Annotated in this window: 20 protein-coding genes and 1 pseudogene; 13 read left to right on the top strand and 8 right to left on the bottom strand. The window is 67.3% G+C overall.

Translation table 11 applies throughout. The annotated features are described in order from the left end of the window. Window positions 1–49: 49 nt before the first annotated feature. The 6 genes from ACI3KS_RS12345 (at window position 50) to ACI3KS_RS12320 (ending at window position 8148) form a co-directional block, all read left to right on the top strand. Window positions 50–139 carry a potassium-transporting ATPase subunit F gene (locus ACI3KS_RS12345; protein WP_404918697.1) on the top strand — a complete coding sequence of 30 codons (90 nt, stop codon included), beginning with the start codon at window positions 50–52 and terminating at the stop codon, window positions 137–139. Beyond that, window positions 139–1818, top strand: coding sequence for a potassium-transporting ATPase subunit KdpA (gene kdpA / locus ACI3KS_RS12340; RefSeq protein ID WP_404918693.1), 1680 nt, complete (start codon window positions 139–141; stop codon window positions 1816–1818). Before ACI3KS_RS12345 ends, kdpA begins: the two co-directional genes overlap by 1 nt. Before the next feature lie 2 nt (window positions 1819–1820). Further along, the gene (gene kdpB, locus ACI3KS_RS12335; RefSeq protein ID WP_404918691.1) at window positions 1821–4145 is read left to right on the top strand and encodes a potassium-transporting ATPase subunit KdpB; all 2325 of its coding nucleotides are present in this window, start codon (window positions 1821–1823) and stop codon (window positions 4143–4145) included. Window positions 4146–4316: 171 nt separating this feature from the next. Beyond that, the gene (gene kdpC / locus ACI3KS_RS12330; RefSeq protein WP_404918689.1) at window positions 4317–4916 is read left to right on the top strand and encodes a potassium-transporting ATPase subunit KdpC; all 600 of its coding nucleotides are present in this window, start codon (window positions 4317–4319) and stop codon (window positions 4914–4916) included. Next, window positions 4913–7480, top strand: a complete 2568-nt coding sequence (locus tag ACI3KS_RS12325; RefSeq protein WP_404918687.1) for an ATP-binding protein — start codon at window positions 4913–4915, stop codon at window positions 7478–7480. Before kdpC ends, ACI3KS_RS12325 begins: the two co-directional genes overlap by 4 nt. After that, window positions 7477–8148 (top strand): response regulator, encoded by a 672-nt coding sequence (locus ACI3KS_RS12320; protein ID WP_404918685.1) that lies wholly within the window; start codon window positions 7477–7479, stop codon window positions 8146–8148. The genes ACI3KS_RS12325 and ACI3KS_RS12320 overlap by 4 nt, the downstream gene beginning before the upstream one ends. A gap of 194 nt (window positions 8149–8342) precedes the next feature. Here ACI3KS_RS12320 and ACI3KS_RS12315 read toward each other — a convergent pair whose 3' ends face one another. Then, window positions 8343–9131 carry a tryptophan-rich sensory protein gene (locus ACI3KS_RS12315; protein ID WP_404918683.1) on the bottom strand — a complete coding sequence of 263 codons (789 nt, stop codon included), beginning with the start codon at window positions 9129–9131 and terminating at the stop codon, window positions 8343–8345. Between the two features lie 111 nt (window positions 9132–9242). On the opposite strand from ACI3KS_RS12315, the gene ACI3KS_RS12310 reads away from it, so the two are divergent. Further along, window positions 9243–9587, top strand: a complete 345-nt coding sequence (locus tag ACI3KS_RS12310) for a hypothetical protein (RefSeq protein ID WP_404918681.1) — start codon at window positions 9243–9245, stop codon at window positions 9585–9587. A 485-nt stretch (window positions 9588–10072) separates the two neighbouring features. Here ACI3KS_RS12310 and ACI3KS_RS12305 read toward each other — a convergent pair whose 3' ends face one another. From ACI3KS_RS12305 to ACI3KS_RS12285, 5 genes are read right to left on the bottom strand one after another with little or no spacing between them, the layout of a single operon-like run. Next, complete coding sequence (locus ACI3KS_RS12305; RefSeq protein WP_404918679.1) at window positions 10073–11116, bottom strand: zeta toxin family protein; 1044 nt, start codon at window positions 11114–11116, stop codon at window positions 10073–10075. Next, on the bottom strand, window positions 11113–11382 hold the full coding sequence (locus tag ACI3KS_RS12300; RefSeq protein WP_404918677.1) for a hypothetical protein: 270 nt from the start codon (window positions 11380–11382) through the stop codon (window positions 11113–11115). Before ACI3KS_RS12300 ends, ACI3KS_RS12305 begins: the two co-directional genes overlap by 4 nt. Beyond that, on the bottom strand, window positions 11382–11981 hold the full coding sequence (locus ACI3KS_RS12295) for a recombinase family protein (RefSeq protein WP_404918675.1): 600 nt from the start codon (window positions 11979–11981) through the stop codon (window positions 11382–11384). The genes ACI3KS_RS12300 and ACI3KS_RS12295 overlap by 1 nt, the downstream gene beginning before the upstream one ends. Further along, window positions 11978–12784 carry a Fic/DOC family protein gene (locus ACI3KS_RS12290; RefSeq protein WP_404918673.1) on the bottom strand — a complete coding sequence of 269 codons (807 nt, stop codon included), beginning with the start codon at window positions 12782–12784 and terminating at the stop codon, window positions 11978–11980. Before ACI3KS_RS12290 ends, ACI3KS_RS12295 begins: the two co-directional genes overlap by 4 nt. Continuing rightward, complete coding sequence (locus ACI3KS_RS12285; protein WP_404918671.1) at window positions 12784–13014, bottom strand: hypothetical protein; 231 nt, start codon at window positions 13012–13014, stop codon at window positions 12784–12786. Before ACI3KS_RS12285 ends, ACI3KS_RS12290 begins: the two co-directional genes overlap by 1 nt. A gap of 225 nt (window positions 13015–13239) precedes the next feature. Here ACI3KS_RS12285 and ACI3KS_RS12280 point away from each other — a divergent pair, with 225 nt between their 5' ends. Further along, window positions 13240–13476, top strand: coding sequence for a hypothetical protein (locus ACI3KS_RS12280; protein WP_404918669.1), 237 nt, complete (start codon window positions 13240–13242; stop codon window positions 13474–13476). Then, window positions 13469–13903, top strand: coding sequence for a hypothetical protein (locus ACI3KS_RS12275; RefSeq protein WP_404918667.1), 435 nt, complete (start codon window positions 13469–13471; stop codon window positions 13901–13903). Before ACI3KS_RS12280 ends, ACI3KS_RS12275 begins: the two co-directional genes overlap by 8 nt. A 1208-nt stretch (window positions 13904–15111) precedes the next feature. Here ACI3KS_RS12275 and ACI3KS_RS12270 read toward each other — a convergent pair. Beyond that, window positions 15112–15345, bottom strand: a complete 234-nt coding sequence (locus ACI3KS_RS12270; RefSeq protein ID WP_404918665.1) for a hypothetical protein — start codon at window positions 15343–15345, stop codon at window positions 15112–15114. Window positions 15346–15453: 108 nt separating this feature from the next. Between ACI3KS_RS12270 and ACI3KS_RS12265 the strand changes: the two genes are divergently transcribed. The 3 genes and pseudogenes from ACI3KS_RS12265 to ACI3KS_RS12255 all read left to right on the top strand — a co-directional run. Next, complete coding sequence (locus ACI3KS_RS12265) at window positions 15454–15741, top strand: hypothetical protein (protein ID WP_404918663.1); 288 nt, start codon at window positions 15454–15456, stop codon at window positions 15739–15741. A 93-nt stretch (window positions 15742–15834) separates the two neighbouring features. Continuing rightward, window positions 15835–16263, top strand: a complete 429-nt coding sequence (locus ACI3KS_RS12260; protein WP_404918661.1) for a LexA family protein — start codon at window positions 15835–15837, stop codon at window positions 16261–16263. A 6-nt stretch (window positions 16264–16269) separates the two neighbouring features. Next, a pseudogene (locus tag ACI3KS_RS12255) lies at window positions 16270–16545 on the top strand (DNA polymerase V subunit UmuC); the annotation flags it as partial. Window positions 16546–16592: 47 nt separating this feature from the next. Here ACI3KS_RS12255 and ACI3KS_RS12250 read toward each other — a convergent pair. After that, a complete protein-coding gene (locus ACI3KS_RS12250; RefSeq protein ID WP_404918659.1) occupies window positions 16593–17159 on the bottom strand; it encodes a TetR/AcrR family transcriptional regulator in 567 nt (188 codons plus the stop codon). A 96-nt stretch (window positions 17160–17255) separates the two neighbouring features. On the opposite strand from ACI3KS_RS12250, the gene ACI3KS_RS12245 reads away from it, so the two are divergent. Further along, entirely contained in the window at window positions 17256–18098 is an 843-nt protein-coding gene (locus ACI3KS_RS12245) for an alpha/beta fold hydrolase (protein ID WP_404918657.1), read from the top strand. Window positions 18099–18113: the final 15 nt, after the last annotated feature.

Raw genomic sequence — 18113 nt, 5'->3', positions numbered from 1 at the left:
ACTCGGCCCCCGACACGGCCCCCGCCTCCGCCCACGAGGAGGCCCGCCCGTGATCTTCTTCGAGATCGCCGCGATCGCTCTCGCGTTCGCCGCCGTCGTCTACCTCGTGATCGCCCTCGTCGCCCCGGAGCGCTTCTGATGAGCGCGGAGATCTGGTTCGGCATCCTCCAGGCGGCCGTCGTCGTGGTCGCCCTCGTGCTCCTCTACCGCCCGCTCGGCGACTACATGGCGCATGTCTTCCGCAGCCCGCGCGACCTGCGCGTCGAGCGCGGCCTCTACCGGCTCATCGGTGTCGATCCGGCATCCGAGCAGACCTGGCGCGCCTATGCCCGCGGCGTCCTCGCGTTCTCCGTCGTCGGCGTGCTGCTCGTCTACGGTCTGCAGCGACTTCAGGCGTTCCTGCCCGAGTCACTCGGCCTGCCCGCGGTCCCCGAAGGGCTCGCGTTCAACACCGCGGCCTCCTTCGTCGCGAACACCAACTGGCAGTCGTACTCGCCGGAGCAGACGATGGGCTACACCGTGCAGCTCGCCGGGCTGACCGTGCAGAACTTCGTCTCGGCGGCGGTCGGCCTCGCGGTCGCGATCGCTCTGGTCCGCGGCTTCGCCCGCCGCGGGTCCACCACGATCGGCAACTTCTGGGTCGATCTCCTCCGCGGTCTCGGACGCATCCTGCTGCCGCTCGCCCTGATCAGCGCCGTGGCGCTCATCGCGGGTGGCGTGATCCAGAACTTCGCAGGGTTCACCGACATCACGACCGTCTCCGGCGGTGCACAGACGATCCCCGGCGGCCCGGTCGCCTCGCAAGAGGCGATCAAGCTCCTCGGCACGAACGGCGGCGGCTTCTTCAACGCGAACTCCGCGCATCCCTTCGAGAACCCGACGCCGTGGACGAACTTGCTGCAGATCCTGCTCATCCTCGCCATCCCGTTCTCGCTCCCGCGCACCTTCGGCCGTCTCATCGGCGACGACCGTCAGGGCTACGCGATCGCGGCCGTCATGGGCACGATCTTCCTCGTCTCGACGTTCGCCCTCTCGGCCCTCGAACTCGCGGGCCGCGGCAGCGCGCCCGAGCTCGCCGGAGCCGCGATGGAGGGCAAGGAGCAGCGCTTTGGCATCCTGGGCTCCGCCCTGTTCGGCAGTGCATCGACGCTCACCTCCACCGGCGCCGTGAACTCGATGCACGATTCGTACACCGCGCTCGGCGGCATGATGCCGATGCTCAACATGATGCTGGGCGAGGTCGCCCCCGGCGGCGTCGGGTCGGGCCTCTACGGGATGCTCGTGCTCGCGGTCATCGCGGTGTTCGTCGGCGGCCTGCTCGTCGGCCGCACCCCCGAGTACCTCGGCAAGCGCATCGGCCCGAAGGAGATGACGCTCGCGAGCCTCTACATCCTCGTCGTGCCCGCCCTCGTGCTGGGCGGCACCGCGCTGAGCTTCGCGGTCCCCGGCATCCGCGCCGACGTCGAGGCGACCAGCATCCTGAATCCCGGTGTGCACGGCATGAGTGAGGTGCTCTACGCGTTCACCTCGGCCGCGAACAACAACGGTTCCGCCTTCGCCGGTCTCACCGCGAACACCCCGTGGCTGAACACCGCGCTCGGCATCGCGATGCTGCTCGGCAGGTTCCTGCCGATCGTGCTGGTGCTCGCACTCGCGGGGTCTCTCGCCGCACAGCAGAAGCTGCCGGCCACGACAGGCACGCTCCCCACCCACCGGCCGCAGTTCGTCGGCCTGCTCGCCGCGGTGACGGTCATCATCACCGCGCTCACCTACTTCCCGGTCCTCACCCTGGGACCCCTCGCCGAAGGACTCGTCTGACCATGACCCTCATATCTGAATCGACGGATGCCGACACGTCGGCCCCCGAGACCCCGCAGGCACCGAACCGCTCGTTCGGCTGGGCGCCGCTCGTCGCGGCCCTCCCTGGGGCGCTGCGCAAGCTCAACCCCGCCACCCAGGTGCGCAACCCCGTGATGCTGCTGGTGTGGGCGGGCGCCGCGTTCACCACCGCGCTCGCGATCGCCGAACCGTTCCTCGGCGGCCCCGGAACCTCGGGCGGCTCACCCGTGCCCGCCCCGTTCACCTGGGGCATCGCGATCTGGCTGTGGCTCACGGTGCTGTTCGCGAACGTGGCCGAATCCGTCGCCGAAGGCCGCGGCAAGGCGCAGGCCGCGAGCCTGCGCAAGACGCGGACGAGCACGATGGCCCGCCGCGTGGTCGGCTACGACCAGACGACGGATGCCGCCGCACAGCGCGCCGAGACCGTCGAGGTCTCCTCCGCCGAACTGCAGCGCGACGATCTCGTGATCGTCACGGCCGGAGAGCTCATCCCGGGAGACGGCGACATCGTCGCCGGCATCGCCACCGTCGACGAGTCGGCGATCACGGGTGAGAGCGCCCCGGTGATCCGCGAGTCCGGTGGCGACCGCAGCGCCGTCACCGGCGGGACCCGCGTGCTGTCCGACCGGATCGTCGTGCGGATCACCTCGAAGCCGGGCGAGACCTTCGTCGACCGCATGATCGCGCTCGTCGAGGGCGCCAGCCGCCAGCGCACACCGAACGAGATCGCGCTGAACATCCTGCTCGCGAGCCTGTCGATCGTGTTCGTGCTCGTCGTGCTGGCCCTCAACCCGATCGCCTCGTACGCGGCCTCCCCCGTCAGCATCCCGGTCCTGATCGCCCTGCTGGTCTGCCTCATCCCGACCACGATCGGCGCGCTGCTCTCGGCGATCGGCATCGCCGGCATGGACCGTCTCGTGCAGCGCAACGTGCTCGCGATGTCGGGCCGGGCGGTCGAGGCCGCGGGCGACGTCTCGACCCTGCTGCTCGACAAGACCGGCACCATCACCTATGGCAACCGCCGAGCGCACGAGGTGCTGCCCCTGGAGGGGATCTCCGAGGACGAGCTGCTCCGCACCGCGGCGCTCTCGTCGCTCGCCGACCCCACCCCCGAGGGAGCGTCGATCGTCGAGCTGGCCGCGGCGCGCGGCATCCGCGTGTCCGAACCGGTGGATGCCGAGATCGTGCCGTTCACCGCTCAGACGCGCATGTCGGGTCTCGATCTCGCCGATGGCACGCAGATCCGCAAGGGCGCCGCTTCGGCGGTCGCCGCCTGGCTGGAATCGCTCGGCGCGGATGCCGGAAGCGAAGCGTTCCGCATCGCCGACGGGATCGCCGCGAGCGGCGGTACTCCTCTGGTCGTTGCGGTCGCCTCGCCCTCTTCGCCGACGCCCCCGCTGGCCGCCGACGCCCCCGCCCGGTCGTTGAGCGACACTTCGACTCGCTGGCGCTCGCTCAGCGCGGGTCTCCGCGAGACGAAACGCGGTGAGGAAGCGTTCGACGCAGATCGAGTCGTTTCGTCTCGGGGCTTCGCTCCTCGCTCAACGACCGGGGAGCAGGGCGCCGCCTGGATCCTCGGTGTCGTGCACCTCAAGGACATCGTCAAGGAGGGTCTGCGCGAGCGATTCGACGAACTGCGCAGCATGGGCATCCGCACGGTGATGATCACGGGCGACAACCCGCTCACCGCCGCCGCGATCGCGAAAGAGGCCGGCGTCGACGATTTCCTCGCCGAGGCCACGCCCGAGCAGAAGCTCGAGCTCATCAAGCGGGAACAGCAGGGCGGCCGTCTGGTCGCGATGACCGGCGACGGTACGAACGACGCGCCCGCCCTCGCGCAGGCCGACGTCGGGGTCGCGATGAACACGGGCACCTCGGCCGCGAAGGAGGCCGGCAACATGGTCGACCTCGACTCCGATCCGACCAAGCTCATCGACATCGTGCGCATCGGCAAGCAGCTGCTCATCACACGAGGAACGTTGACGACCTTCTCCCTCGCCAACGACATCGCGAAGTACTTCGCCATCATCCCGGCGATGTTCATGGGGGTGTTCCCCGGACTCGCGGTGCTGAACATCATGCAGCTGCACTCCCCGGCATCCGCTGTCACCAGCGCGATCATCTTCAATGCGATCGTGATCGTGTTCCTGATCCCGCTGGCGCTGCGCGGGGTGGCGTATCGCCCGGCGAGCGCCGCGCAGATCCTGCAGCGCAACCTGCTGGTCTACGGCCTCGGCGGAGTCATCGCGCCGTTCATCGGCATCAAGCTCATCGACCTCGTCGTGAGCCTGATCCCCGGGTTCTAGCGCGGGGCCCTGGGTTTCCGCCCGTTCCCGGCACCCGCCTCGCCCCAACCGCCACCACTTCGGGAGCCGACACGCCAGATACAGGCCGTAGCCGCGGCATCCGTCCGACAACTGGCGTGTCGGCCCCCGAAGTGAGACCGACACCGCCGTACTTCCGCAGAAAGGCACCTCATGTCCTCCCGCACCACCCTCCGCACCACGGGCGTCGCCGTCCGCGCGATGCTCGTCCTCACGCTCGTCCTCGGCGTCGGCTACACCCTCGCCGTCACCGGCATCGGGCAGCTGCTGCTCCCCTGGCAGGCGAACGGATCCCCCCTCGCCGACGACCACGGGAGCGCCCTGATCGGCCAATCCGCGACGGATGCCGACGGCGAAGCCCTTCCCGAGTACTTCCAGCCCCGCCCGTCGGCGGCGGGCGACGGCTACGACGGCACCTCGTCGAGCGGCAGCAACCTCGGCCCCGAGAACGCCGATCTCGTCGCCGCGATCGAGGAGCGCCGCTCGGTGATCGCCGAGCGCGAGGGTGTGGACGTCTCGCAGGTTCCGGCCGACGCCGTGACGGCATCCGGCTCCGGACTCGACCCGCATATCAGCCCCGCGTATGCGCTGCTGCAGGTGCCGCGCATCGCGGCCGCGCGCGGACTCGACGAGCAGGGCGTGCGCGACCTCGTGGAGTCTAGGATTCAAGGGCGGGATCTGGGATTCCTCGGCGAGGAGCGCGTCAACGTCGCCGAACTCAATCTCGCCCTCGACCAGCAGGAGCGTGGATGACCCCTGAGCGCATCAGCACGGAGCGGATCGGCGCCGAGCGCACGGGCGCCGAGCGACGCGGCCGGCTCCGCGTGCTGCTGGGTGCCGCGCCCGGCGTCGGCAAGACCTACGAGATGCTCGCCGAAGGCCGACGGCTGCTGCAGGAGGGCCGCGACGTCGTCATCGCGGTCGTCGAGACGCACGGCCGCGCGGCGACGCTCGCCCAGTCCATCGGCATCCCCGAGATCCCCCGCCGCACGGCGGAGCACCGCGGCGTCGAGCTCACCGAACTCGACCTCGACGCCGTGCTCGAGCGCTCCCCCGAGATCGCGCTCGTCGACGAGCTCGCCCACACGAACATCCCCGACTCCCGGCATCCGAAGCGCTGGCAGGACGTCGACGCCCTGTTGGACGCCGGCATCGACGTCATCACGACCGTCAACGTGCAGCACATCGAGTCACTGAACTCGGTCGTCGAGAAGATCACCGGTATCGCGCAGCAGGAGACGCTGCCGGATGCCGTGGTGCGCGAGGCCGACGAGATCGAGGTCGTCGATCTCGCGCCGCAGTCGCTGCGCGACCGGCTGTCGGCCGGGCTCGTCTACCCGGCGGAGCGCATCGACGCGGCCCTGTCGAACTACTTCCGCCTCGGCAATCTCACCGCGCTGCGTGAGCTCGCTCTGCTCTGGCTCGCCGACGAGGTCGACAGCGCGCTGCGCAGTTACCGCGCCGACCACGGCATCGAGGGCACCTGGCAGGCCCGCGAGCGCGTGGTCGTCGCCCTCACCGGCGGCCCTGAGGGCGAGACGCTGCTGCGCCGAGGGGCGCGCATCGCCGCGCGCTCCGCCGGCGGAGAGCTGCTCGCCGTGCACGTCGCCGCGCAGGACGGTCTGCGCGACGAGACCCCCGGCGCGCTGTCCGCCCAGCGCTCGCTCGTCGAGTCGCTGGGCGGCACCTTCCACCAGATCATCGGCGACGACATCCCCGGAACGCTCGTGGAGTTCGCTCAGGGAGCGGATGCCACGCAGCTGGTGATCGGCGTGAGCCGTCGAGGACGCCTCACCGCGGCACTCACAGGACCTGGCATCGGCTCGGAGGTCATCCGTCGATCCGGCGACATCGACGTGCACATCGTCACGCATGCGGCGGCCGGCGGACGGCTCGTCCTGCCCCGCATCACCGGGGGCGCGCTGGGCTGGAGGCGACAGCTGCTCGGCTTCGCGGTCGCGCTGGTGTTCGGCCCGCTGCTGTCGTGGGGCATGTTCACGTTCCGCAGCCCCGAATCGATCACTGTCGAGGTGCTCGCGTTCCAGCTGCTCGTCGTGGTGGTCGCCCTCGTCGGCGGCATCCGTCCTGCGGTGTTCGCGGCGGTGCTCTCGGGCCTGACTCTGGACTTCCTGTTCGTCGCGCCGCTCTTCACCATCACGATCGCGCACCCGCTGCACGTGCTGGCGCTCGCGCTGTACGTCGTCATCGCGGTGCTCGTGAGCATCATCGTCGACCAGGCCGCCCGCCGGGCGCGCACCGCACAGCGCGCGGCGGCCGAGGCCGAACTGCTGGCCGCGGTCGCCGGCAACGTTCTCCGTGGGGACAACGCGGTGCTCGCGCTCGTCAGCCGCACGCGGGAGGCGTTCGGACTCAGCGGCGTGCGGCTGCTCGCGCCCGACGGCGAGGTGCTCGCGAGCGATGGCGAACCCGTGCCCGACGGTCGCGCCACGACCGTTCCGGTCGGCACCGGCGAATCGTCGGCGACTCTGGAGCTGCATGGCGAACCGCTCGACACCCCGGCCCGGCGCCTGCTCGACGCGATCGTCGCGCAGCTGGCGGCGGCGATCGAGCACACCGACCTGCGCGCGACCGCGCGCGAGGCGGTCATGCTGGCCGAGACCGACCAGGTGCGCAGCGCCCTGCTGTCGGCCGTGAGCCACGATCTGCGTCGCCCTCTGGCGTCGGCGGTCGCCGCGATCGGCGGACTCCGCGCGGCTCACAGGCTGTCGGCATCCGATCGGGAGGAGCTCCTCGAGACGGCCGAGGAGAGCCTCTCGACCCTGTCGTCGCTGGTCACCGATCTGCTCGACGTGAGCCGCGTGCAGGCGGGAGTGCTCGCGGTGTCGACCACGCGTCTCGACGTCGCGGGCCCGGTGCTGGCCGCCATCGACGAGCTGGGACTCGGACCAGGCGACGTCGATCTCGCGCTGGATGCTGATCTGCCGCCGGTGTCGGCGGACCCGGTGCTGTTGCAGCGGGTGCTCGTGAACGTCATCGCGAACGCCCACCGGTACGCCCCGGACGGCACCCGGGTGCTCGTCTCGACGAGCGGGCTCGGCGATCGGGCGGAGATCCGGATCATCGACCGCGGAGCGGGCGTGCCGGCGGAGAAGAAAGACCGGATCTTCCAGCCGTTCCAGCGGCTCGGCGACACCGACAACACGGCGGGACTCGGTCTCGGACTCGCGCTGTCGCGCGGGTTCGCCGAGGGCATGGGCGGTAGCCTGACACCAGAGGACACCCCCGGCGGCGGCCTCACCATGGTCATCTCGCTGCCGCTCGCGGCGCCTTTCACCGACACGGAGGACGCGGAGTGAAGCTCCTCATCGCCGACGACGACCCGCAGATGGTGCGGGCGCTGCGCATCACGCTCGCGGCGCACGGGTACGAGGTGGTCGTGGCGTCCGACGGCGCGGCGGCGATCGCGGCCGCGGCGCAGTCGCATCCGGATCTCATCATGCTCGACCTGGGCATGCCGCGACTGGACGGCATCGAGGTGATCCAGGCGCTGCGCGGATGGACGACCGTGCCGATCATCGTCGTCTCCGGGCGGACCGGGTCGGCCGACAAGGTCGAGGCGCTGGATGCCGGGGCCGACGACTTCGTCACGAAGCCGTTCCAGATCGACGAGCTGCTCGCCCGGCTGCGGGCCCTGTCGCGGCGGGCGGCACCCGCCGGAGGCGAGTCGACCGTGTCGTTCGGCGACGTGGTCGTCGACCTCGTGAGCAAGACGGTGACCCGAGGGGGATCGCGGGTGCACCTGACCCCCACCGAATGGCGGATGCTGGAGCATCTGGCCCGGCATCCTGGCGCGCTTGTCACCCGGCAGGATCTGCTGAAGGAGATCTGGGGCAGCGAGCAGGTCTCGGACTCGGGCTACCTGCGGCTGTACATGTCGCAGCTGCGCAAGAAGCTCGAGGTCGCACCCGGATCGCCGCAGCACCTGCTCACCGAGTCGGGCATGGGGTATCGCCTGGTCGTGTGAGCCCTGAGCGAGCACCCCACCGGTCCCTGAGCGAGCACCCCACCGGTCCCTGAGCGAGCGAAGCGAGACGAAGGGCGTTCACTGCAGAATGTCGGGCGAAAGTACGAATGTCGGGTGAGAACACGCTTTCTCACCCGACGTTCGTGAATCGACCCGGCAGAACGCCCGGATGGATGCTGCGCAAGGGTCTCGGCTCAGCTCTCGGCGCGCCGCCGACGCAGCACCCCGGCGACGCCCGCGACCACGAGCAGCACCGCCACGATGATCGCTGCGATCCCGGTCGGCGCACTCTCGGGCTGATCCGTCAGACGGCCGACCGCCAGCCACGCCAGCCCCCATGCGGTCGCGAGCGCCGGAGCGATGCGCCGGGTGATCCATGCGGAGGCGACGCCGATCACGAGCACGACGACGAGCACGGCCACAGCGACGGCATCCGCCTGCTCCGCCCAGCTCTGCGGTGCGATCTGAGTGAAGAAGGCCGAGGTGTTCGCGACCGTCGCGATGGTCACCCAGCCGAAGTGCAGGCCGTTCGCACCGTCGGTCAGTACGCGGTCGGCGAGGTTCCGCGGGCGCGTCCGACCGAGCTGCACGATGACGACGGCCAGCACCGCCAGCAGCAGTGCGATCACGATCACGGTCAGCCAGAGCGTGAGGAATCGTGCGGTCACGAGCCACAGGCCGTTGAGCACCATCGAGACCGCGATCCATCCGCCGACGGCCTGCTGCCGAGCATCCGTCCGCTGAGCCGGCAGCGCCTGCCAGACCGTGTACGCGAGGAGGCCGATATAGATGAGCGACCAGATCGAGAAGGCGGGTCCGGCGGGCGCGAGATACGAGCCCTGCGCGGAGAGCGCGCCGTTCTGCAGATCATCGACGGATGCTCCGCCGAAGGCGCCTGCCCCGACCGCAGCAGCGATCAGCATGAACACCGCCGCAGCGATCACGAGGCTCTGTCGGACGATGCCCTTCGTCTGTGTCTCCATGCCCCGCACCGTACGCTCGGGGCCCTGATCGCGCCATGGCCTTGACGCTCGCTTGGCGAAATGCTAGCCAAGCTAGCTAGTTCGCGATCTTGACGTGCCGCGGGCGAGGTGGTGCGAGCATCCGCTTCGGAGGATCACACCACAGTCGGACGATCCGCCCCGGATCAGGACGAGGCCGAACTGAAGGCCAAGCGGCGCCGGTTGAAGGCATTCGCGAGCGCCATCGACGAGGCGCGGCGCGCGAGCAATTCGGCAGCTAAGCTCGCCGAGGAGTTGGTGAATGCCGGCGATCTGTCGCGCGCGGATCTGGCCCGGGTGTTCAAACTGTCGAAGGCTGAGCGGTCTGCGCTGACCCCGGCCCGGCGAACGTCAGACGCGGATGCGCCGGTACAAGCGAGCGATGCCGCGCCCGATGAGTCGAGTGAGGGCGATCAGGCCTACGAGGACGCCGCGTAGCACGGCGAAGACGAGTCGGATCGTGCCGCTGACGAGCGCACCGATGCCCCCGCCAACAATATGAATCACGACCACGATCACGAGGCCGGCGAGAACGATGAGAACGGGTGCGAGGAATCGCACTGCGACGTCCATCAGCATGATGTCGACTCCGTTCGCTCTCGTCGGTCTTGTGTGGTCACGATGATAGATCCATGCGGGGACATCGCATCGATTCCGACTCGTAACCCCCTGACCACCTGTGGACAGCACGAGCTATCTTCCTTCGGGCTCGTCCTGCCCACAGGTGGACAGCGGGACCCCGGGCATCCGTCCGCACACAGGCCGCGGCGTCCTGCGAGCCCGTCCCCTTCCGCCCGGCATCCGCGGCCCATGCACGGACTCGTCGAGTGGAACTCAACTCAGGCGGACGTGCACGACACCTCAGCATCGTCCGCTGTCTCCCCTCGCAGAGACGGCCCAAGATTTCGCGTCCGCGATCTCTTCTAGCGGCTTGAACCTCGCCCATGGTCCCCGCGTCCAAGGACGTCACCGGGCTTCGGTGCTCGCGCGTCTCTGAGAGCCGTTGTGCGGCTCTCGATGCGGTCACTCAGACTGAGCCTCGCTGCGCGCTGCAGACTGCTCAGAGCCTCCCGCTGCGCGACGGGATCCCGCGGATACGCCTGGCCGACAACCGCGGCTCCATCCGTCGTCGCGAGTCGCTTCGCCACCTGTGCGAGATCAGGATCGTTCTGTCCCAGACGGACTCGCTCGCTGAGAACAGCGGAGGTGTTCGCGACCCAGGCCCGCGCCTGCTCCGGAGTCATCGCAGCAACGTTGCGGGCGTTCTCGACCGCTGCCGCTGCAGCGTCTCCCTGCGTGATTCCGCCGCTCGACACGATGGCATCGTGGAACACGTGATCGTCGCGATCCTGCACCACGACACGGTCGACGAGTCCTGAGCTGACGAGCGTCCGAACGGTGTCAGTGACGTTCGCGGCCGCGAGGTCGTGAGCGGCGCCGGGCGTCCATCGGCCAGCACCATAGTTGGTGACCTGCTCGAGATAGCGCGACACGGTCGCCGCGCGGGAGACCTCCAAGGGGACGGCGACCACCCGCAGCTCAGTGACGTAGCCGGCGCCCTTGAACGCCGCGAACTCTGCCTGCAGCATCGGGGCGTCGCGCAGCGTCGTCTCGACGACCGCACTCGCCTGCTGGCGTCGCAGGTGCTCGTTCGCCATACCCACCCACGGACCGGATGCCGGGCCGGTGACCTCGGGCATGCGCAACGGTTCCTCGCGCATCAAGCGCAGGTACTCCGGATGGAATCGGCGCAGCTCGTCGCCGTTGACGATGCCGGACCCCGGCAGCGCATTGTGGATGTCCTCGAGGACGCGTCCCTTCCCGGCACCTGGTTGTCCCCCGACGGACACAAAGCGGGGCGGCTGCGCCGGATCTCGAGGGGTCCGATTGCGCAGGTGGTCGAGGTACTCCCGGACGTCGACCTGAAAGATCTGCTGAAGCTGCTCCTGGCTGAGCCTGTCGGTCACGCGCTGAGCGCCGGCGCGTGAACCGGGAGGGAGGCGAGGAGCACGCTCAGTTGCTCCCGCTTCGCGTTGATCGCCGACCGGCTCCGAGAATCGACGGCCCTCACCTCGTCGCTGAGCTTGTACATCTCGTTCTTCCAGTGCGCGGCTTCCGCCGGCGTCGCAGCCTCTCGCGCCCAGGCGATGTAGGTCCCGCCGATACGGGTCTCGAGCTCGCGCATGGCGTCGTAGATCATCGGGTCGAAGGTCTGGTCATCGTTGTGCGTCATCACGCACCTCCATTCGTAGATTGGTCGACCAGGGCCGGCGCGGCCCGGTCCAGAGCCCGGGAGACGGATGAGCTGCCAACGCCGAGGACATCGGCGATGCGCTGGATACTGAGGCCCTGCGCGCGCATCTTGAGCGCCTGCGCCGTGCGCTCCGGTGTCATCACAGACGGGCGGCCGCCGACGCGCCCCTGCGCTCGAGCATGGTCAAGCCCGCGCTTCGTGTTCTCTCGGATCGTGTCGACGCGCAGTTGCGCGAACACCGCGACGATCCCGAATAGGGCACGCCCCATCGGGGTCGTGGTGTCGATGTCGGGTTCCGTGAGGCTCTTGATGTTGATGCCACGATCGTGGAGCTCGCTGATCGTCTGAATGGCCATGACTTCACTGCCGGCGATGCGGTCGAGACGCCGCACGACCAGAGTGTCGCCGGAGCGAAGGTAGTCGAGGCACGCCACCCACTCCGGACGCTCCGCCACACGGCTGGACTCACCATGGTCCACGAACACGCGCACCGCCCCTGCAGCCCGCAGCTCCGCTTCCTGCGCGGCCGGGTTCTGCTCCCTCGTCGACACGCGGGCGTAGCCAATCATGTTGCTCATCGTCCCTGTCCTCTCTCCGGAGGCCGGCCTCTCGGATCGCGTCGGTTCCGAGGCACGTCGCGCCCGCTCTCGGCTTTGATTCGATCGCTCAGCCGCTGCCGTGTCGCGTCCCGAGAGCGGCCCTCTGCCGGTCGCTCACCCTGGGTCTGGTTGCGCTCGATCCGTTGTTGCGGGTTTCGTTCAACAGCGAGAGCCCGGAAGATCGGGACCAGGCTCTCCGGATGCGGCTTCCACCCGCCGAGGTCAGGCGCAGACATCATCGATGCCTGGTTCCAGATCTGAGCCGTCACACCAGAGATCTCTGGTGCGTATCGAATCTGGAACGGACTCTTCTCGGCGACATGCTGCATGAAGAGCTTGGACGTTCGACCGTTGCCTTCTCGAAACGGGTGCGCCAGGTTCACGTAAGCGAAGACCTCAGCGGTGGTGTGAGCGAACTGCTCGCGATCCATCGACGGCCAGTCAGCGCCGGCGATGAGGCCCTGAGCTATCTCAAGGTACTGCGAGATGTCAGCGGGTGCGGCGAAATGTGTGGGCGGCTTGCTGATGCCCACCGTGCGGTACTCCCCCGCCCACTCGTAGACGTTGTGGAACAGTGCCTTGTGAATTGACCGGAGGTGGTCGGCATCGTCGGTTCTCGGGATCTGCGTCAATCCGAGCTCGATGAAGGTCTGCTGCTTGGCGGTCTCCGCATACTCGCGCTGAGAGAGCGCGAAGCGATCGCGCTCCCAGAACAGGTTGCGCAGGACGTTCCCGCCCGGTTCCCACAGGTACGAGTCCCATGTGGGGAACTGCGAGGACATCAGCTAACGGCGGTCTGATCGTTACGCCGAACCGCTGACCGCCGATCGTATTCGGCTTCGTCGATCGCGCCCCGAACGAGATCCGTCAGGTTTGCGACGTCGTCGCGGTTCGGGACCCATCCCTCATGCCAGCTCGAGGCGAAGGAATCGACAACGATCTCCCGCGTGCGTTCGTCGAGGCCGGCGAACAGCTCAGGCCAACGTGCCTCGATATTGAAGTCTGCGGCCATGATGGCCCCCTCTCCCGATCACCTTCCATTCTACCAAATCACCCGAAAACGCTCTAGTGCCAATTTCGGGCGGGTTTGGTTTCGGGTGCGGGTTTCGGGTGAAGAGATCGCGGCGTGTCGAGAGGATCAAGCGCTGCTCTCTCTCGCCGCCCAAAAACGATCGTTATCGGTCACCAGCCGACGCCCGCGCGGTACGATCTGGTTCCACAGATATGGGGAGGCACCATGACCTATCAGCAGAAGATCTACGGCGCCGGCCTGCGTGCAGGAGAGGCGATTGGGCGCCGGCAGGAGAACGCTCGGGTACTCGGTGTGATCCGCGCCGCTGAATCACAGGCACGACAGGACTCGATAGACGGGGCGGCCGCCGCCATCGGGGCCACGATCGGACACCTCCTCCTCGCCGCCTGGGAGCAGCGGAAATTGCGGCGGCAGGAGCAAGACGGATCCGCCGTTGCCTGACGAGCGTCCCGTCGACGAGGCCGACATCAGGCCGGCCGAGGATGCCGCATCCTCCTCGCTCCGAGGCCCGGCGAAGTGGGTTCGGGAGGAAAGCTTCTGGAAGGACGTCACGACACGCACCCTCGCAGGCCTCATCGTCGCGTTCGTCATCTGGGGCGTGGGCGTCGCAATCGGAGTATTCGACAGCGAAGGCGCCGTTGAAGGCTTCATCCGCGTTCTCGAGCTCATCGTGATCACGACCGGGTCCTTCGGCTTCGCCGCGCAGCTCCGTCTTGCTAGTCGAGGGGAGTCTGTCTTTGCACCGGGACAGAAGAGCGTCCGTTCATCGCTCGCTCTTCGCTTCGATGCGCTCTACTTCCTGATTCCAGCCGTTCTCTTCGCCGCAGACTTCACCCTGCGGTCGTTCACTGACACTCGGATCTTTTAATCGGGATCTAACGGAACGGTCAGAAGTCCTCACGGCGTCGGGAACGAGGCGGCTGGCACGTAAAGATGGTGCAGAGAGTAGATGTTCCGACCTCGCATGCGGGCGTTGGTGCCACCCGTCTCCCTACTCACGCCCTCGAAAGTCAGGACGCCGATATCTACGAGGTTGCGAAGGCCCGCCTTCCGAGTGGAGTCGCTGATGCCGTATGTGGTTGTGACGTAGTTCCGAGGAAACGTGATGTCGCCTCCACGGGCTTGCCCGAACGTGCGTAGCGAGATCAGGTACATCACAAGGCCAGGGCCAGTGAGGTCCGCTGAGTGAAAGAGCGTCTGCCAAGCAGCTTCAGGGATACGACGGTAGGTGTCGCCCCCCTTGCCAGTGGGAATCGTGTAAGCCCTACGAGATCTGTCCTCGCGGAGTGCGCCGATCGTGGGCACGTCCCCGGAGGTATCTCCAGGCGTGATCTTTACGAACCCACGGTGCTCGAGCTCCTGCCAGTTACTACGGATAGCGCGAGCGCCAGCCCCGTCAGGGTCGTTTAGGTCTAGGAGTGCCGCCCAGAATGCAGCAGGACGGTGTGACGCATGATCGCCGCCAGCAGCTACCCACAGCAGGCTCAGGTAGAGCAAGATGCGCGTCTTCCCTCCCCGCCCTCCCCCCGACGCTCCACTACGTGAGCTCAGAAGCTCGGCCATCGGATAGGAGGTCTTGCCTTGATTCGTAGCCGCAAAGAAGGAGTCTCGAAGTGGGCTGCCCAGCCCATGTCGTTGGGACTGCAGGCGCCTTGCCGTGTCGAGTGCCCGCCGCTGCGCCATGGACATGATGACTCCCTAGGTGCTCGTTTGACGTTTTGAATCGAAGGAGTAGCATTGAACTACGAGGAATTCATTAGTGGGTTACGCAAGCGTAGGGTAATGAGTTAAGCAAAATCAAACATGCTCCCCATTTTCTCGAATTTTCGGATAGCGTGGATACCACCTCGGGCGGCACCTACAAGCCGCACGTGAGCGCCAGGAGCAGCCATCCTCTTTCGGTGGGGCTCCCGCGCAAGCACCAAGGCGCAGGACCAAGAGGCCCTCTTCCCGGGAAGAGGGCCTCTTGACGTACGAGAGCCCCGAAGCTGCATACCTCGAGGTAGAAGCACTACGCCCGACATGCAATGAGGGCCCCGGTAACCGGGGCCCTCATTGCATGTCAGCACTGGAAGTTCAAGGCAGATCGTCGGCTGGCGTGAACTGCTCCGGAGTCTCACGTATGGCGCGATGAGCAGCGATCACGGCAGGATCGCTGAGCGCGAGCAGCTCAGCTGTAGTGAAGCTCCGCACCGGCTCGAGCTTGAATACGTCGGCGGTCCGTGAGACGCGGTAGCGACCAGGCGCCACTCCGGCACTCTTCAACGACGCACGCCCGCGATCGTCAACGTCAATTTCGATCATCGTCATGGGAATCCTCCTCGGTCACCTAATAGGTTACGCCCATTTCGGTTAAGTGCCAAACTAGGGTTAGGTCAGCAAACCAATCTGCCCAAACTGGGCTGGTATACTTGACCCATGACTCTTAGGTACAGCGACGAGACGAAGGACCGACTGCGCCGTTGGCGGGAATCCGACCCGACGCTGTACCAGGCAGCAGAGCGTGAGCTCAATGCGATCAGCGCAAACCCAACACAGCACGGCACTGACGGAACGCCCTTCGTTCCGCGTCTCGTCACGTTCTCAGTGAACGGCCGCGATGAGGAGTACGTGATCACTTGGGAGTGCTCACCGGATGACATCGCGTTCATCGGTAACGTCTCCTCAGTGACGGAGATGATGCAGCGCTCTCGGCTTAGCCGCTGAGAGGACGCGCAACCGTAATCAGCAAAATATACGAATGTCGCATCGTACGCGCATACTTGAGTATCGTTCTTAAGTTCTGGCGTTGGAGGCTTCATGCTCGCGACCTTGCCTCGCAGCGTCGATACGGATGCCGTATCGACGCTTGTTCTAGCCCCTGTCTCCATCGCATGTGGTTTCCCCTCTCCTGCGCAGGACTACTACGACGGTCCGATTTCGCTCACGGACATGCTCATTGACGACCAGGCCGCGACGTTCATCGTTCGGGCATCTGGTCACTCGATGACGGGCGCCGGCATCAGCGACGGTGATGAGCTCCTGGTCGATCGGTCCAAGCATCCGCAGAGCGGCGATGTCATCGTGGCGGTTCTCGACGGCGAGCTGACCGTGAAGCGTCTGGAGCTGACACCGGCAGGCGCCATGCTGCGGTCCGAGAACGCGGAGCATCCGGACATCGTCGTGCCGGAGCTCAGCGATCTGCAGGTGTGGGGCGTCGCGACGTACTGCATCCATCACCTGCGGTGATCGAGCGTGCTTGCGCACGTCGACGTCAACTCGGCCTATGCCTCGTTCGAGCGGGTCTTTGATCCGTCGCTGGAGGGCCGGCCCCTCGTCGCTCTAAGCAATAACGACGGGATGGTCGTCGCTGCATCCAAGGAGGCGAAGGCCCTCGGTCTGGATCTCGGCAAGCCATGGTTTGAGCTGCGCCCGCACGCGCAGCGCCTTAACCTCGCGGCTGTCTCGTCGAATTATGAGCTGTACGGGGATATGAGCCGGCGGGTGATGGAGGTCCTCGAGCGATTCACGCATCCGAACAACGTGCGGTTCTCCGAATCCGGCGCACGGCCCCTCGCTCAGCGGGCCGCCACCGCCGCGTCGATCAGCACCTCCGCCGCCTGTCGGGCCTGCGCGGCGACCCGCGGATCCGCCGAGATCGCCGCCGTGCTCTGCGCCCCCTCGGCGAGGATCGAGAGCTGCGCGGCGAGCAGCGGCGACGCACCGGCTCCCGCGACGAGCCCGGCCATGTACTCCTGGAACGACGCCTTGTGCGAGCGCACGATCTCGGCGACTTCGGGATTCGTGCCGCCGAGCTCTCCGAATGCGTTGATGAACGCGCATCCGCGGAAGTCGTCGGTGCAGAACCAGGCCTCGAGGTAGCCGTAGACCGCGAGCAGGCGGGTGCGCGCGTCATCTCCAGCATCCGTCACCGCCGACGTCAGCCCGCTCTCCCACTCGGCATGCTTGCGGGCGAGCACCGCGGCGACGATGTCGGTCTTCGCCGGGAAGAGGTTGTAGAGCCGGCGCAGCGACACGCCGGCCTGCGCTCGCAGCTCGTCCATGCCGACGGCCGCGTAACCCTTGCGGTAATAGAGCTCCTCCGCGGCGGAGAGGATGCGTTCGCGAGCCTCGTCTTCGGTCATGTCCAGAAGTCTACTTGACACGAGAACGAACGTTCTCTACTGTGAGATTCATCAGGCGAGAACGATCGTTCTCACCGAATCGAAAGGATGAGGATCATGGGTTACATCACCGTCGGCACCGAGAACACCACCCCGATCGAGCTCTACTACGAAGACCAGGGTTCCGGTCAGCCGGTCGTGCTGATCCACGGCTATCCGCTCAACGGCCACAGCTGGGAGCGCCAGACCCGCGAGCTGCTCGCCCAGGGCTACCGCGTCATCACCTACGACCGCCGCGGCTTCGGCCAGTCCTCGAAGGTCGGCACCGGGTACGACTACGACACCTTCGCCGCCGACCTGAACACCGTGCTCGAGACGCTCGATCTGCGCGACGTCGTGCTCGTCGGCTTCTCGATGGGCACCGGAGAGCTCGCCCGCTACGTCGGCCGCTACGGTCACGAGCGCGTCGCGAAGCTCGCCTTCCTCGCCTCGCTCGAGCCCTTCCTCGTGCAGCGCGACGACAACCCCGACGGCGTTCCGCAGGAGGTCTTCGACGGCATCGAAGCGGCAGCCAAGGGCGACCGCTACTCCTGGTTCACCGAGTTCTACAAGAACTTCTACAACCTCGACGAGAACCTCGGCACCCGCATCAGCCAGCAGGTCGTCGACGCGAACTGGAACCTCTCGGTCACCAGCGCCCCGGTCGCGGCATATGCGGTCGTCCCGACGTGGATCGAGGACTTCCGCAGCGACGTCGACGCGGTTCGGGAGTCCGGCAAGCCCACCCTGATCCTGCACGGCACGAAGGACAACATCCTCCCGATCGACGCGACGGCCCGCCGTTTCCGCCAGGCGGTGCCGGATGCCGAGTACGTCGAGGTCGAGGGCGCCCCGCACGGCCTGCTCTGGACCCACGCCGATGAGGTCAACGCCGCGCTGAAGGGCTTCCTCGCGAAGTAGGCGATACGGCGGGGC

Source organism: Microbacterium sp. ZW T5_45 (assembly GCF_044987415.1).
GTDB lineage: Bacteria > Actinomycetota > Actinomycetes > Actinomycetales > Microbacteriaceae > Microbacterium.
The sequence above is the reverse complement of the archived record's forward strand: the minus strand, read 5'-3'. Positions and strand labels throughout refer to the sequence as shown.